Origin of the sequence: Klebsiella ornithinolytica (assembly GCF_030505655.1) — a bacterium.
Lineage (GTDB): Bacteria > Pseudomonadota > Gammaproteobacteria > Enterobacterales > Enterobacteriaceae > Klebsiella > Klebsiella ornithinolytica.
The window spans coordinates 3,842,991-3,856,575 of the sequence record NZ_CP130153.1 but is presented as its reverse complement, the minus strand read 5'-3'; the positions used below and the strand labels follow the sequence as shown (position 1 = coordinate 3,856,575).

15 protein-coding genes are annotated in these 13,585 nt (G+C 58.3%); 7 read left to right on the top strand and 8 right to left on the bottom strand.

The features are described 5' to 3' along the window. The first annotated feature begins 6 nt into the window (after positions 1-6). From moaB to Q1L34_RS18385, 5 genes are read left to right on the top strand one after another with little or no spacing between them, the layout of a single operon-like run. On the top strand, positions 7-519 hold the full coding sequence (moaB, locus tag Q1L34_RS18405) for a molybdenum cofactor biosynthesis protein B (protein ID WP_004859772.1): 513 nt from the start codon (positions 7-9) through the stop codon (positions 517-519). 3 nt (positions 520-522) lie between these two features. After that, complete coding sequence (moaC, locus tag Q1L34_RS18400; RefSeq protein ID WP_015584850.1) at positions 523-1,011, top strand: cyclic pyranopterin monophosphate synthase MoaC; 489 nt, start codon at positions 523-525, stop codon at positions 1,009-1,011. Continuing rightward, positions 1,004-1,252, top strand: a complete 249-nt coding sequence (gene moaD / locus Q1L34_RS18395; RefSeq protein ID WP_044348188.1) for a molybdopterin synthase sulfur carrier subunit — start codon at positions 1,004-1,006, stop codon at positions 1,250-1,252. The genes moaC and moaD overlap by 8 nt, the downstream gene beginning before the upstream one ends. After that, positions 1,253-1,705 (top strand): molybdopterin synthase catalytic subunit MoaE, encoded by a 453-nt coding sequence (gene moaE, locus Q1L34_RS18390; protein WP_004859775.1) that lies wholly within the window; start codon positions 1,253-1,255, stop codon positions 1,703-1,705. A 45-nt stretch (positions 1,706-1,750) separates the two neighbouring features. Beyond that, positions 1,751-2,455 (top strand): Bax inhibitor-1/YccA family protein, encoded by a 705-nt coding sequence (locus tag Q1L34_RS18385; RefSeq protein WP_004859776.1) that lies wholly within the window; start codon positions 1,751-1,753, stop codon positions 2,453-2,455. A gap of 60 nt (positions 2,456-2,515) precedes the next feature. Here the strand turns inward: Q1L34_RS18385 and Q1L34_RS18380 are convergent, their stop codons facing one another. Genes Q1L34_RS18380 through Q1L34_RS18370 form a run of 3 tightly spaced genes read right to left on the bottom strand, consistent with a single transcriptional unit; the run spans position 2,516 to position 5,480 of the window. Next, positions 2,516-3,481, bottom strand: a complete 966-nt coding sequence (locus Q1L34_RS18380) for a lysylphosphatidylglycerol synthase domain-containing protein (RefSeq protein WP_004859777.1) — start codon at positions 3,479-3,481, stop codon at positions 2,516-2,518. Further along, positions 3,481-4,725 carry a cardiolipin synthase ClsB gene (gene clsB / locus Q1L34_RS18375; RefSeq protein WP_004859778.1) on the bottom strand — a complete coding sequence of 415 codons (1,245 nt, stop codon included), beginning with the start codon at positions 4,723-4,725 and terminating at the stop codon, positions 3,481-3,483. The genes Q1L34_RS18380 and clsB overlap by 1 nt, the downstream gene beginning before the upstream one ends. Beyond that, positions 4,722-5,480: an endonuclease/exonuclease/phosphatase family protein gene (locus Q1L34_RS18370; RefSeq protein ID WP_004859779.1), complete on the bottom strand. Its 759-nt coding sequence runs from the start codon at positions 5,478-5,480 to the stop codon at positions 4,722-4,724. The genes clsB and Q1L34_RS18370 overlap by 4 nt, the downstream gene beginning before the upstream one ends. A 131-nt stretch (positions 5,481-5,611) precedes the next feature. Here Q1L34_RS18370 and Q1L34_RS18365 point away from each other — a divergent pair, with 131 nt between their 5' ends. Continuing rightward, positions 5,612-6,049 (top strand): YbhQ family protein, encoded by a 438-nt coding sequence (locus Q1L34_RS18365; RefSeq protein ID WP_015584848.1) that lies wholly within the window; start codon positions 5,612-5,614, stop codon positions 6,047-6,049. A gap of 84 nt (positions 6,050-6,133) precedes the next feature. Here the strand turns inward: Q1L34_RS18365 and Q1L34_RS18360 are convergent, their stop codons facing one another. From Q1L34_RS18360 to cecR, 5 genes are all read right to left on the bottom strand, one after another. Beyond that, positions 6,134-7,240 carry an ABC transporter permease gene (locus Q1L34_RS18360; RefSeq protein ID WP_327204231.1) on the bottom strand — a complete coding sequence of 369 codons (1,107 nt, stop codon included), beginning with the start codon at positions 7,238-7,240 and terminating at the stop codon, positions 6,134-6,136. A 99-nt stretch (positions 7,241-7,339) separates the two neighbouring features. After that, complete coding sequence (locus Q1L34_RS18355; protein ID WP_319795107.1) at positions 7,340-8,473, bottom strand: ABC transporter permease; 1,134 nt, start codon at positions 8,471-8,473, stop codon at positions 7,340-7,342. Continuing rightward, positions 8,463-10,202 carry an ATP-binding cassette domain-containing protein gene (locus tag Q1L34_RS18350; RefSeq protein WP_004859783.1) on the bottom strand — a complete coding sequence of 580 codons (1,740 nt, stop codon included), beginning with the start codon at positions 10,200-10,202 and terminating at the stop codon, positions 8,463-8,465. Before Q1L34_RS18350 ends, Q1L34_RS18355 begins: the two co-directional genes overlap by 11 nt. Next, positions 10,195-11,190, bottom strand: coding sequence for a secretion protein HlyD (gene hlyD / locus Q1L34_RS18345; protein WP_004859785.1), 996 nt, complete (start codon positions 11,188-11,190; stop codon positions 10,195-10,197). The genes Q1L34_RS18350 and hlyD overlap by 8 nt, the downstream gene beginning before the upstream one ends. Then, complete coding sequence (cecR, locus tag Q1L34_RS18340) at positions 11,187-11,864, bottom strand: transcriptional regulator CecR (RefSeq protein ID WP_004859787.1); 678 nt, start codon at positions 11,862-11,864, stop codon at positions 11,187-11,189. The genes hlyD and cecR overlap by 4 nt, the downstream gene beginning before the upstream one ends. Before the next feature lie 282 nt (positions 11,865-12,146). On the opposite strand from cecR, the gene rhlE reads away from it, so the two are divergent. Next, positions 12,147-13,547 (top strand): ATP-dependent RNA helicase RhlE, encoded by a 1,401-nt coding sequence (gene rhlE / locus Q1L34_RS18335; RefSeq protein WP_015584846.1) that lies wholly within the window; start codon positions 12,147-12,149, stop codon positions 13,545-13,547. The last annotated feature ends 38 nt before the right edge of the window (positions 13,548-13,585 follow it).

Sequence of the window (13,585 nt, the reverse complement as noted above, 5' to 3'; positions counted from 1 at the left end):
GAACAGATGAGTCAGGCCAGCGCTGAGTTTAACCCGACCCGTATTGCTATTCTCACCGTTTCCAGCCGACGTGGCGAAGAGGATGATACCTCCGGCCACTGGCTGCGTGACGCGGCGCAGGAGGCGGGCCACCGTATTGTCGATAAGGCGATTGTTAAAGAGAACCGCTATGACATCCGCGCCCGGGTCTCGGCGTGGATAGCCAGCGATGATGTGCAGGTGGTGCTCATCACCGGTGGAACCGGGTTTACCGACGGGGATCAGGCGCCGGAGGCGCTGCGACCGCTGTTTGACCGTGAAGTCGAAGGGTTTGGTGAAGTTTTCCGCATGCTTTCCTTCGAAGAAATCGGCACATCGACGCTGCAATCCCGCGCCATTGCCGGCATGGCGAATCGCACGCTGATTTTTGCCATGCCGGGCTCAACCAAAGCCTGCCGCACCGCGTGGGAAAATATCATTGCTCCGCAGCTGGATGCCCGTACGCGCCCATGTAACTTTATCTCTCATCTTAAGAAATAAACGATGTCACAACTCACCCATATTAACGCCGCCGGCGAGGCGCACATGGTAGACGTTTCTGCCAAGGCCGAGACGGTACGCGAAGCCCGGGCTGAAGCCTATGTTGAAATGCGGCCGGAGACGCTGGCGATGATCATCGACGGCAGCCACCATAAAGGCGATGTCTTCGCCACCGCCCGCATTGCCGGTATCCAGGCGGCAAAACGCACCTGGGAGCTGATCCCGCTGTGTCATCCGCTGATGCTGAGTAAAGTCGAGGTCAATTTGCAGGCCCAGCCGGAACACAACCGGGTGCGCATCGAGTCGCTGTGCCGTCTGACCGGCAAAACCGGCGTGGAGATGGAAGCGCTGACCGCTGCTTCCGTGGCGGCGCTGACGATTTACGATATGTGCAAAGCGGTGCAAAAAGATATGGTGATTGGTCCGCTGCGTCTGCTGGCGAAAAGCGGCGGTAAATCCGGGGATTTCAAGGCGGACGAGACTCATGATTAAGGTTCTGTTTTTTGCCCAGGTGCGCGAACTGGTTGGCACTGAATCCCTGACCCTTGAGGTCGATGCGCAGTCGACGGTCGAAACCGTACGGCGTCAGCTCGCCGGCCGCAGCGAACGTTGGGCGCTGGCGCTGGAAGAGGGCAAGCTGCTGGCGGCGGTAAACCAGACGCTGGCCCCCTTTGACCATCCGCTGGTGGCCGGCGACGAAGTGGCGTTCTTTCCGCCGGTTACGGGAGGTTAAATGACGCAGACTCGTATTATCGTCAGCCACGATCGTTTTTGCGTCGGCGACGAATATCCGTGGTTGGCCGAGCGCGATGAAGACGGCGCGGTGGTCACTTTTACCGGAAAAGTACGTAATCACAATCTCGGGGATAGCGTGAAGGCGCTGACCCTCGAACACTACCCGGGAATGACGGAAAAATCGCTGGCGGAAATCGTTGAGCTGGCGCGGGAACGCTGGCCGCTCGGCCGGGTGACGGTGATTCACCGCATCGGCGAAATGTGGCCAGGCGAAGAGATTGTATTCGTTGGCGTGACCAGCGCGCACCGCAGCAGCGCTTTTGCCGCCGGGGAGTTCATTATGGATTACCTGAAAACCCGCGCACCGTTCTGGAAGCGGGAAGCGACACCGGAAGGCGAACGTTGGGTGGATGCACGCGATAGCGATCGCCAGGCGGCAGAGCGCTGGTAGTGTGGTACGCTTAGTAAGAGAAAACGTGTTAATCAGGAGACAGTCATGGACAGATTCCCTCGTTCAGATTCCATTATTCAGGCACGCAGCGGCCTGCAAACCTATATGGCCCAGGTTTACGGCTGGATGACGGTCGGGCTGCTGTTGACGGCATTCATTGCCTGGTTTGCCGCCAATACGCCGGCGGTCATGATGTTCGTCTTTTCCAGCAAAATAACCTTTTTTGGTTTGATTATCGCCCAGCTGGCGCTGGTATTCGTGCTTTCCGGGATGGTGCAGCGCCTGAGCGCAGGGATGGCGACCACGCTGTTTATGCTCTATTCGGCGCTGACCGGACTGACGCTATCCAGCATCTTCCTCGTCTATACCTATTCGTCGATTGCCAGTACCTTTGTGGTCAGCGGCGGGATGTTTGGGATAATGAGCCTTTATGGCTATACCACTAAGCGCGATCTCAGCGGTTTCGGCAACATGCTGTTTATGGCCTTAATTGGTATTGTCCTGGCTTCGCTGGTCAACTTCTGGCTGAAGAGTGAAGCGCTGATGTGGGCGATTACCTATATCGGGGTGATTGTGTTCGTCGGCCTGACCGCTTATGACACGCAGAAACTGAAAAACATCGGCGAGCAGATCGATACGCGAGACACCTCCACGCTGCGTAAGTACTCCATTCTTGGCGCGCTGACGCTGTATCTGGACTTTATCAACCTGTTCCTGATGCTGCTGCGTATTTTCGGCAACCGTCGTTAACGCCTTTGCTCCCCGGGCTGCGCCTGGCCCGGGGAGCGCCGATTATCCCCGCCATCTCACCTATCCGTCCGCCAGCTTACGCTGATTCCTTTCGCGTAATGTTTTCGCCCGACTCTCCAGCAGCAGATAGCCGACGGTGGCGATAAGCAGCGGCAAAAAGTAATACAGCGCGCGCCAGGCCAGCAGGGCGGCAATAATCGCCCCGCGGCTAATCGACTCGGCGGAAAGCATGGCGATAAAAACGGCTTCCAGCACGCCGATCCCGGCTGGAATATGCACAATGACGCCGGCAATACTGCTGACCAGCAGCACGCCCAGGACGAGGAAATAATCGACCTGCTGCGCCATCAGCAGCCAGATAATCGCGCCCATCACCATCCAGTTTGCCACCGAAAGCGCCATCTGCAGCAGAGCGAACCGCCATGAAGGCAGCACCAGCCGTTGGCCTTTAATCGTCAGATGGCGCCGACGGGCAAAGGCGCAGGCCCACAGATAAAGCGCGCTCATCGCCAGCAGTCCGCCCCCGATGAGCCGCAGCGTGTCCTGACTGATATACCAGTGCGCCGGTAGCGCCACCAGATTTGCGGTGAAAATCACGCCGCCCAGCAGAATAAACCCCAGCCAGTTGGTGGTGATGCTCAACGAGAAAATACGGGTAATGGTCCCGCCGCTCAAACCGAGGCGCGAATAGAGGCGGTAGCGCATACCGATACCGCCAACCCAGGTGCTGAGGGTCAGATTAAAGGCGTAGCAGATAAACGACACCAGCATCACCTGCCGTTTAGCCAGTTTATGTCCGCACCATGCGCGCCCCAGCAGATCGTAGCAGCCATAAATCAGGTAGCTCGCTATCGTCAGCCCCACCGCGCCGAGCAGGGCGGTGCGATCATAGTGGCGAATCACCTTCCACACCGCCGGCCAGTCCACTTTTTGCGCATAAACCACCAGCAGGGCCGTTACGGCGAGGAAGAAAATGACGGTAAAGATCTTTTTCGCCATCCGCCTGCGAGGGTGTGATTTTGCCATCAGGGTTTCACCTCCTGATTCGTCGCATCCAGCCGATCCTGAGTTTCAATTTCTGGCTGCACCGGCGGGCGGACCCGCGCCAGATGCGGCGTATGGGCAGGCAGCCAGCCTATCCACGCCGGGAAGTGACGGAGAAAGTGGAAGGCCAGCACGCTGGTACCCACATTCCACCAGCTGCGCTTTGGCAGCATCGACTTGTCCACTTGCTTACAGTCCTCGGCGATCAGTCCGTTAAGGTTGTCGCGCAAGGTCTGATTAAACTGGCGATCGTGGATAATCAGGTTAGCTTCCAGATTTAATGACAGGCTCAGCGGGTCAAGATTGCTCGATCCGACGGTGGCCCAATGGTCGTCGGCGAGAGCAACTTTGCCGTGCAGCGGCCGGCGGCGATACTCAAAAATCTGTACGCCGCCGTTGACCAGATAGCGATACAGCAGGCGGGCGCCGACTTTAACAATAGGAATATCCGGCTCGCCCTGCACGATCAGCTTAACCCGCACGCCGCGGCGGGCGGCGTTACGCATCGCATGCAGCAGCCGGTAGCCGGGGAAAAAGTAGGCGTTGGCAATGATCACTTCCCGGCGGGCGTTAGCCAGCATCTTGAGATAATGGCGTTCAATATCATCGCGATGTTCTTGATTATCCCGCCAGACAAACAGCGCCTGCGCCTCCCCGGGGTTGCGGTTGATCGCCGGCTGGTGGCGACGCCTGAGCCACCAGCGGCGCGTCTCTTCGCTGGCCGGGAGATTTTCCAGCTCAAACTGCAGGATATCCTGCACCACCGGCCCCTCCACCTGAACGGCATAATCCTGTTTTGCCTCCGGGCCATAGTCGGTCATGTGCTCGGCGGAGTAATTGATGCCCCCGACGAAGGCCGTCGTCTCATCGATCACCACAATTTTGCGGTGCATGCGGCGAAACAGATTGGTTCGCATGCCGAACAGACGCGGGCGCGGATCGTAGTAGCGAAAAATCACGCCGGCGGCACTCAGCTCATTCACGAAACGCTCACTCAGGTCGGGGGAACCGTAGCCGTCGAGCAGCACTTCGACCCGTATCCCGCGGCGTGCGGCTTTTAACAGCACGGCGTGCAGCTGCCAGCCCACGTCATCTTCAAACCAGATAAACGTTTCGAGGATCACTTTCCGCTGCGCGCGGGCGATGGCGGCAAACAGTGCCGGATAGTAGTTATCGCCGTTCTCCAGGAGCTGGATGCGGTTTCCTTCCTGCCAGCTGCATTTCATAGATGAATCTCCACGCTCAGCGGGGCATGATCAGAGAGGTGACGCCAGGGTCGAAGTGGCAACGCCGTTGGGTGGCTGGCATGCGCATTTTTCACGTAGATCCGATCAAGGCGCAGGAGCGGAAGACGCGCAGGAAAGGTTCTCGCCGGGCGGCCATGGGCGCGGGTAAAGATCTCCTCCAGCCCGGCCTGCGCCTTTAGCACCCGGTTGGCCTGCTGGCGCCAGTCATTAAAATCGCCGGCCACCACCACCGGCTGCTGGGCGGGCAGGTCGTTGACCCGCCTGGCGAGCATCGCCAGCTGGGCCGATCGCTGCCGCGCGCTCAGGCCGAGGTGCACACAAATCAGATGTAGCGCCGCGCTTTGCGGCGGAACGATTCGGCAGTAGAGCAGACCGCGCTTTTCGCTGTTGCCAACGGAGATATCGATATTTTCATTATATTCAATAGGAAAGCGAGAGAGTACGGCGTTGCCGTGATGGCCTTCCGGGTAGACTGCGTTGCGTCCATAGGCGTATTCGCTCCACAGGGTATCGGCAAGAAACTCATAATGGCTGCGGTCCGGCCAGTTTTCGATCTGCAGCGAATGAATCTCATGCGCCCCGGTGACCTCCTGCAGACAGACGATATCGGCGCTGACGCTGCGAATGGCGTCGCGCAGTGCCGGCAACATGAAGCGTCGATTAAACGTCGTAAAGCCTTTATGGATGTTAATTGTCAGCACGTTTAACGAAAATCTGCACGTTTGCTCAGACATATTTCCCCGGTCAATGTCACTTTCCTGAATGAAATAGTGTAGTAGGTGTCACAAAAAGATGCGGTGTTCCGGAATTTTCCGTAAAGTGCGGTACTCTGAGTTACAGATAAAGATCCTTCAGGAGAGAAGCCATGAAGTGGCAACAACGTGTACGCGTCGCAACTGGCCTCAGTTGCTGGCAGATTATGTTGCATCTACTGGTCGTGGCAGTACTAGTGATGGGTTGGATGAGTGGCGCGCTGGTTCGCGTCGGATTAGGGCTGTGCGTACTGTACGGCGTCACGTTACTGTCGATGTTGTTTTTACAGCGTCACCACGAAGCACGCTGGCGCGATGTCGGTGATTTCCTTGAGGAACTCACCACCACCTGGTACTTTGGCGTAGCGGTTATCGTGCTGTGGCTGCTGTCACGCGTGCTGCATAACAATCTGCTGCTGGCCGTCGCCGGGGTGGCGATTCTGGCGGGTCCGGCAGTGGTGTCACTGCTGGCGAAAGACAAGAACCGTTACCCGAAAGCCTTCGGGTTGCAGCAAGGCGGTAACGCTGCCAATCCCCAGAAGCACAGATAGCTGTGCGAACGGGCCGACGGGGCGAGGCCCAGGACGGACCGGGTAATCAGGTCAACGCCGAGGCAGGCTGAACGATGACGGGGATCAGGCGATCTTTCTGCGGAACATCGCATATGCCGCTGAACCCGTTGTGGCCGCTATGACCAGTAGCGGCCACAAACTTCCCCAAACAATCTCCAGACTCGCATCCTTCAAATAAATCTGCTTGGTGATGTCAGTAAAGTGACGAATCGGGTTTATCCATGTCACATCCTGCAGCCATTGCGGCATATTCTCAACCGGCGAGACGTAGCCGGAGAGCAGGATCGCCGGCATCATAAAGACGAAAACGCCGATGAAAGCCTGCTGCTGGGTTGAGCATAAAGACGAAATCAGCAGACCAAATCCCACCAGCGACAGACCGTAAATGACCATCGTAAAGTAAAACAGCAGCAGCGAACCGGCGAAGGGGATTTGATACGCCCAGATGCCAATAGCCAGCACGATGCTCGCCTGCAGCGTGGCGACAATCAGCGCCGGGACCGCTTTGCCGACGAAAATTTGCCAGGTGGCCAGCGGCGAAACCAGCAGCTGATCGAGCGTGCCTTGCTCCCGCTCGCGGGCCACCGAGAGAGAGGTGACGATCATCACCCCGATGGTGGTGATCATCGCGATCAGCGATGGAACCACAAACCACTTGTAATCGAGATTCGGGTTATACCAGTTGCGCACGATCAGCTCGCTGTTGTTCGGCTTCGCTTTCCCTTCCAGCAGCTCCTGCTGATAGTTTTTGACGATCTGCTGGAGGTAGTTGGCGGCGATTTGCGCGCTGTTCGAGTTGCGCCCGTCCAGTAAGAGCTGGAGCGGCGCGGGCTGGTTGGTGTCGAGATTGCGCGAGAAGTCCACCGGGAAGCGGATCAGCAACAGCGCTTTTTGTTCATCAATCGTCGGGCGGATCTCCTGCGGGCTCTTGAGGAGCATCACATGGGTGAAGGCCTTAGCCCGGGCGAAACGCTGGGTCAGTTCTACCGCGTGACGACCATTGTCTTCGTTGTAGATGGCGATGGTCGCGTTGGTCACTTCCAGCGTTGCGGCGAAGGGAAACAGCAGCACCTGAATCAGAACCGGCATAATCAAAATGGCGCGCGTTTGCGGTTCGCGCAGCAGCGATTGCAGCTCTTTACGAATCAAGGTCCATAAGCGATGAAACATAGTACTTTCCTCATGTCAGGTGGCGCGGCGCTTACCCGACCAACAGGCTCCGCAGGCGCGGTAAGCATAGCGCCACCGGGCAAAATACGAGCGCCAGGCTTAATCCAACCGACGTTTGGTTTTCAGCCAGGTCAGGCCGATAAACATCACCGCCGAGGCAATTAAAAACAGCGTGTTCACCAGCAGTACCACCGGAATATTACCGGCGAGAAACAGGCTTTGCAGCGTGCTGACGAAATAGCGCGCCGGGATGACGTAGGTCACCGCGCGGATCACCGCCGGCATACTGTCGATCTGGAAAATAAACCCGGAGAGCATAATGGAGGGCAGAAAGGCGGCGTTCAGAGCGACCTGCGCGGCGTTAAACTGATTGCGGGTGATGGTCGAAATGAGCAGCCCCATCCCGAGGGTGCTGAGCAAAAACAGGCTGGTTATCAAGAACAGAACCACCAGCGAACCGCGAAACGGCACGCCGAGGATGAACATCGCCACCAGCATGCACAGCAGCATCGCCAGCATGCCGAGGAAATAGTAGGGAATCAGCTTACACAGCAGCAGCTCCGCACGGGTGATTTCCGTCGACAGCAGCGCCTCCATGGTCCCGCGCTCCCATTCGCGGGCCACCACCAGCGAGGTCAGAATCGCGCCGACCACCGTCATAATGATGGTAATGGCGCCGGGAATAATAAAGTGCTGGCTGATGGCCGCGGGGTTAAACCAGTAGCGCATCTGTACATCAATCAGCGGTTCGAAGGTTTCCCCGCGATCTTCCGCGCGCTGCTGCTGCCAGATTTGCCAGATGCCCTCTACGTAGCCCTGGGCAAAGTTGGCGGTATTGGGTTCGCTACCGTCGGTAATCAGCTGGATGGGAGCATCATCGCCGGGGCGCGCCATCTTCTGGTCGAAATCCACCGGGATGACCACCAGCCCACGAATGCGCCCGGCCTGCATCATCTCAATCAGCTGCTGGCGATTGTCGCTGACGGTGGCGTCAATATAGGGTGAGCCGGTCATGGCGTGGACGAAATCCAGCGCCTCTTCGCTTTGTTGCTCCAGCAGTACGCCGACTTTGAGCTTGCTGGAGTCGAGATTGATCCCGTAACCGAAGATAAACAGCAGCAGCAGCGGAATGACCACCGCAATCAGCCAGCTGCTGGGGTCGCGGACGATCTGCCGCGTCTCTTTGACGCACAGGGCGCGCACGCGGCGCCATGAGAGAATTTTAGCGCTCACCGGCATTCTCCTTATCCCAGTCGTGAATCAGGGTGATAAAGGCCTGCTCCATCGTCGGATCGGGCTGTTGATCATTTGCCGCCAGCGCTTTGAGCGCATCCGGCGTACCGCTGGCGATCAGCTTGCCGTGATACACCAGACCAATACGATCGCAATATTCCGCCTCATCCATAAAGTGGGTCGTCACCATCACCGTCACCCCTTTATCCACCATGCTATTAATATGCAGCCAGAACTCGCGGCGGGTAATCGGGTCGACGCCGGATGTCGGCTCATCGAGAAACAGAATATCGGGTTCATGCATCAGCGAGCAGGCCAGCGCCAGACGCTGTTTGTACCCCAGCGGCAGCTCATCGGCCGCATGGCTGGCGATGCTTTTCAGACCAAAAGCATCGCTCATCCGGGCGATTTTCTCGTTCTGGACCCGACCACGCAGGCCATAAACGCCCGAGAAGAAGCGCAGGTTTTGTTCAACGGTCAGGTTGCCGTACAGCGAAAACTTCTGCGCCATGTAGCCGAGATGCTGGCGTGCTTTCCCGGAACTGACTTTCAGGTCCATTCCCAGAACCAGCGCCTTGCCGGAGGTCGGCACCAGCAGGCCGCACATCATTTTAAAGGTGGTGGATTTACCGGCGCCGTTGGGGCCAAGCAGGCCGAAAATTTCCCCGCGTTTGACGCGGAAATCTACGTGGTCGGTGGCGGCGAAGTCGCCGAATTTTTTGGTCAGACTCTGCGCTTCAATCACCGTCTCGTCGGCCGTGCCCTCTACGCGGTGGATAATTTCGCCCAGCGGCGATTCCGCGGTCGCGGCGCCGCCCAGCAGATCGATGAATGCATCTTCAAAGCGCGGTGCGGTTTCGGCAATCTCCAGCGTCGGCATGTTAGCGCTGCGCTGCACCTCCGCAATGGTGGCCTCTTTTTTCAGGATCAGGCGTACCGATTTCCCCTGAATGACGCCATCGCTGATCTGCGGCAGCTTCAGCGCTCGTTGCAGGAGGCGACGGTTATTTTCCTCGCGGCTGGAGACGAGGAAACTGCGGCCGGCCATGGTTTGGGTCAACGCTTTCGGCTCGCCCTGATAAAGCAGCTGGCCTTCATTCATCAGCAGGACGTCGCGGCACTGTTCGGCTTCATCAAGGTAGGAGGTGCTCCAGAGGATCAGCATCCCGTCGCCGGCCAGTTCGTGCACCATTTGCCACAGTTCACGGCGGGATATAGGGTCAACCCCGACCCCCGGCTCATCGAGCAGCAGGACTTTTGGCTCGCCCACCAGGGTGCAGGCGAGGCCCAGTTTCTGCTTCATCCCACCGGAAAGTTTCCCCGCCAGGCGTTCGGTAAAGGGGCCGAGGGAGGTAAATTCCAGCAGACGAGCGAAGGTTTTCCTGCGCGTCTCGCCGGTAACGCTGCGCAGGTCGGCATACAGCGTAAGGTTTTCCATGACCGTCAGGTCTTCGTACAGGCCGAATTTTTGCGGCATATAGCCGAGCACCGCGTGCAGCGCGCTATCGTCGGTAATCGGGTCGAAACCGATCACCCTGGCGGTGCCGTCATCGGCCTTCAGTAGCCCGGCGAGCATGCGCATCAAGGTGGTTTTCCCGGCGCCGTCAGGGCCGACCAGACCGGTGACATAGCCGGCGCGGATGGTGCAGTTGAGCGGCGCAACGGCGGGCCGATCCATGCCGGCGAAGCGGCGGGTGAGCCCGTTGAGCGTGATAACGTCCTCACTCATGTCCGTTCCCGCTGCTGAAGGTGACGGTTACCGGCATCCCCTGGCGCAGCGAATCATCCGCATCGGTGACGACAATACGCAGGCGATAGACGAGGTCAGTCCGTAAATCTGGCGTCTCTACGGTCTTCGGCGTGAATTCGGCGCTCGGCGACACAAAGCCAATCTTGCCGTGCCAGGGTTGATTCGGGCGACTATCGGTATAGAGCAGCACTTCGCGTCCGGGTACCGCCTGGCCGAGATTTTTTTCATCAATGTAGGCACGGACCCATACCGGGTGAGTCAGCGACAGCGTCATAACCGTGCCGCCGGCGCTGAGCATGCTGCCCGGTTCGACGGCGCGGGTCATCAGCGTGCCGTCGGACGGGGCGATCAGCGTGGTATCGTGCAGGTCGAGTTTAGCCTGCGCCAGGGCCGCCTGCGCCTGTTCAAGGCTGGCTTTGGCCTGGGCGATTTCCTGCGGGCGGTTGCCGGCGCGATACTGGCGCAACTTGTCCTGCGCGGACTTCAGCGTCGCCTGAGCCTGGTCGCGGGAGGAGCGCGCGTTTTCCAAATCGTTAACCGAGATGGCGCTGTTCTGACGCAGCCCCAGCTGACGCTGGTAAAAGTTCTGCGCGTAATCGTACGCGGCCTGCGCCTGTTTGACGGCGGCGGCGGCCTGGGCTATCTCTTCCGCCCGGTAGCCGGCCATCATCAGGTCATACTGCGCCTGAGCCGTGGAGACATTCGCCTGAGCCTGTTGTAAGGCGTTCTCATACGGGGCGCGATCCAGCTGGCCTAGTATTTGCCCGGCCTGAATCTTATCGCCCTCATCAACGTTCAGTGAGGCCAGTCGTCCGCCGACGCGGAAGCTCATGTTCACGGTGCGAATATCGACGTTGCCATACAGGGTCAGCTCCCTTTGCTGGCTGCTTTGATACCACCACCAGCCGCCGCCGAATGCGGCAATCAGCAGCAGTATGAACAGAACGATGATGACGGGTTTTTTCATGATCCCAGGCTCCTTTGCGATAACCCTTGCAGAACGAAATCAATATGGCAGGCGATAACCTGATAAATTTGCTCAGTTTTTTCTTCGTCGAACTGCGTCCATCCGGTGCGCAGCAAAATGGTTTCCCGCCCAAGGCGGAAGGCAAGAATCTCTCCCAGCAGCGCGTGGGTGTGCAGAATCATTGCCGTGTCATCGGCATCAAGGCCGGTAAATGCGGCGATCAAACGGGTCAGGTAGCGATGGAGCGGCGCAATTACCTGACCGTGGATGAGCTGGTAGGCCGGGGTAGGGGAAAGCTGCTCGCGGGAGATGAATTTGCTCAAATTGACCGTGTCATCCTGGGTCAGCAGCAAAATCATATTCTGACAGGCGCGCAGAATCAGTACCCGAATCTCCGCCTTATCCGGCGAAGGTGTCGCCAGCAGCGTTTCCGCCGCTTCGGCATGCGGACGAAAATTATGGCTGATAAAATCGGCAATCCACTGGGCGCAGGCGAGATAGAGATCGTCCTTGGAACCAAAATAGTAGGGGATCGCCGCGATATTTTGCCCGGCCTGCGCGGCAATATCGCGGGTGGTTGCGTGCAGGCCGTATTCGCCGAACTGGGCGATGGCTGCGGCAATGAGCTGGCTTTTGGCTTGTTCACCTTTGGTTGTCACAGGAGTCGTCGTCATCGCACTATAAAAAATTAATCAATCGATTGATTAAGAGTATGACCAATTCGCGTCACTGTCCAGAATAGTGGATACTCTCTTTTGCGTATTTCGCATCACTCTTTGCAAGCGGCGGGTGACGAGGATTATCCGGCGCAGCGGCCTCGAGGGGATATTTATGCGCTGCGTCACAAAACCTGCTAGACTGCGCCCCTTTATGGCATTGTGGTTTTTGCCATCTCTATTCGCAATAATCTCCCCGAAAACTACGCCTGTTACGGGCCGGGGTGGTTTGGAGTTGTTATGTCTTTTGATTCCCTTGGCCTGAACCCTGATATCCTGCGCGCTGTCGCCGAGCAGGGTTACCTTGAGCCAACCCCAATTCAGCAGCAGGCTATCCCTGCGGTGTTGCAGGGACGCGATCTGATGGCCAGCGCCCAGACCGGCACCGGCAAAACGGCGGGCTTTACCCTGCCGCTCCTGCAGCATCTGATTCAGAAAGAGCCGCATGCTAAAGGCCGTCGCCCGGTGCGCGCGCTGATCCTCACGCCAACGCGTGAACTGGCGGCACAGATCGGTGAAAACGTTCGCGATTACAGCAAATACCTGAATATTCGCTCGCTGGTGGTTTTTGGCGGGGTGAGTATTAACCCGCAGATGATGAAGCTGCGCAGCGGCGTCGATGTTCTGGTGGCCACCCCTGGGCGCCTGCTGGATCTTGAACATCAGAATGCCGTCAGCCTGGATAAGGTTGAAATCCTGGTGCTTGATGAAGCCGACCGTATGCTGGATATGGGCTTTATTCATGATATTCGCCGCGTGCTGGCGAAGCTCCCGGCGAAACGCCAGAACCTGCTGTTCTCCGCGACCTTCTCGGACGACATCAAGGCGCTGGCGGAAAAGCTGCTGCATAACCCGCTGGAAATCGAAGTGGCTCGCCGTAATACCGCTTCCGAGCAGGTGACGCAGCACGTCCATTTCGTTGATAAGAAACGTAAGCGGGAACTGCTGTCGCAGATGATCGGTGAAGGTAACTGGCAGCAGGTGCTGGTCTTTACCCGCACCAAACATGGCGCCAACCACCTGGCCGAGCAGCTGAATAAAGACGGCATCCGCAGCGCCGCTATTCATGGCAACAAGAGCCAGGGGGCGCGTACCCGGGCATTAGCCGACTTCAAATCCGGTGGTATTCGCGTGCTGGTGGCGACGGATATCGCGGCGCGTGGGCTGGATATCGAAGAGCTGCCGCACGTCGTCAACTACGAGCTGCCTAACGTGCCGGAAGATTACGTTCACCGTATCGGCCGTACCGGTCGCGCAGCCGCCACCGGTGAAGCGCTGTCGCTGGTCTGCGTGGACGAGCATAAACTGCTGCATGATATCGAACGCCTGCTGAAAAAAGAGATTCCCCGCATCGCTATTGATGGCTATGCGCCGGATCCGTCTATCAGAGCGGAGCCGATTCAAAACGGTCGCCAGCAGCGTAGCGGTGGCGGCGGTCGCGGCCAGAGCCAGGGCCGCAGCGGTCAGGGACAAGGACGTAACGCCCAGGGGCAGGGTCGCAGCCAGCAGTCTGCGCCGCGGCGTAACGATGGCGAAGCGCCGAAAGCCGGGGCAAAACCTTCACGTCGTATCGGCGAGGCGAAACCGGCCGGCGAGCAACAGCGCCGTCGTCGCCCGCGTAAACCAGCGGCAGCTGAGTAACCGCCTCCCGCCAGATCGTCGCTATCCGGGCAACAGGT

What these genes read in the sequence shown, in the direction of transcription:
- Q1L34_RS18370 (WP_004859779.1), bottom strand. Translation starts at nt 5,480, where the DNA reads ATGTCTGAGCAAACGTGCAGATTTTCGTTAAACGTGCTGACAATTAAC.
- Q1L34_RS18380 (WP_004859777.1), bottom strand. Translation starts at nt 3,481, where the DNA reads ATGGCAAAATCACACCCTCGCAGGCGGATGGCGAAAAAGATCTTTACC.
- moaB (WP_004859772.1), top strand. Translation starts at nt 7, where the DNA reads ATGAGTCAGGCCAGCGCTGAGTTTAACCCGACCCGTATTGCTATTCTC.
- cecR (WP_004859787.1), bottom strand. Translation starts at nt 11,864, where the DNA reads ATGACGACGACTCCTGTGACAACCAAAGGTGAACAAGCCAAAAGCCAG.
- Q1L34_RS18385 (WP_004859776.1), top strand. Translation starts at nt 1,751, where the DNA reads ATGGACAGATTCCCTCGTTCAGATTCCATTATTCAGGCACGCAGCGGC.
- Q1L34_RS18365 (WP_015584848.1), top strand. Translation starts at nt 5,612, where the DNA reads ATGAAGTGGCAACAACGTGTACGCGTCGCAACTGGCCTCAGTTGCTGG.
- moaC (WP_015584850.1), top strand. Translation starts at nt 523, where the DNA reads ATGTCACAACTCACCCATATTAACGCCGCCGGCGAGGCGCACATGGTA.
- hlyD (WP_004859785.1), bottom strand. Translation starts at nt 11,190, where the DNA reads ATGAAAAAACCCGTCATCATCGTTCTGTTCATACTGCTGCTGATTGCC.
- Q1L34_RS18360 (WP_327204231.1), bottom strand. Translation starts at nt 7,240, where the DNA reads ATGTTTCATCGCTTATGGACCTTGATTCGTAAAGAGCTGCAATCGCTG.
- moaE (WP_004859775.1), top strand. Translation starts at nt 1,253, where the DNA reads ATGACGCAGACTCGTATTATCGTCAGCCACGATCGTTTTTGCGTCGGC.
- moaD (WP_044348188.1), top strand. Translation starts at nt 1,004, where the DNA reads ATGATTAAGGTTCTGTTTTTTGCCCAGGTGCGCGAACTGGTTGGCACT.
- clsB (WP_004859778.1), bottom strand. Translation starts at nt 4,725, where the DNA reads ATGAAATGCAGCTGGCAGGAAGGAAACCGCATCCAGCTCCTGGAGAAC.
- Q1L34_RS18350 (WP_004859783.1), bottom strand. Translation starts at nt 10,202, where the DNA reads ATGAGTGAGGACGTTATCACGCTCAACGGGCTCACCCGCCGCTTCGCC.
- rhlE (WP_015584846.1), top strand. Translation starts at nt 12,147, where the DNA reads ATGTCTTTTGATTCCCTTGGCCTGAACCCTGATATCCTGCGCGCTGTC.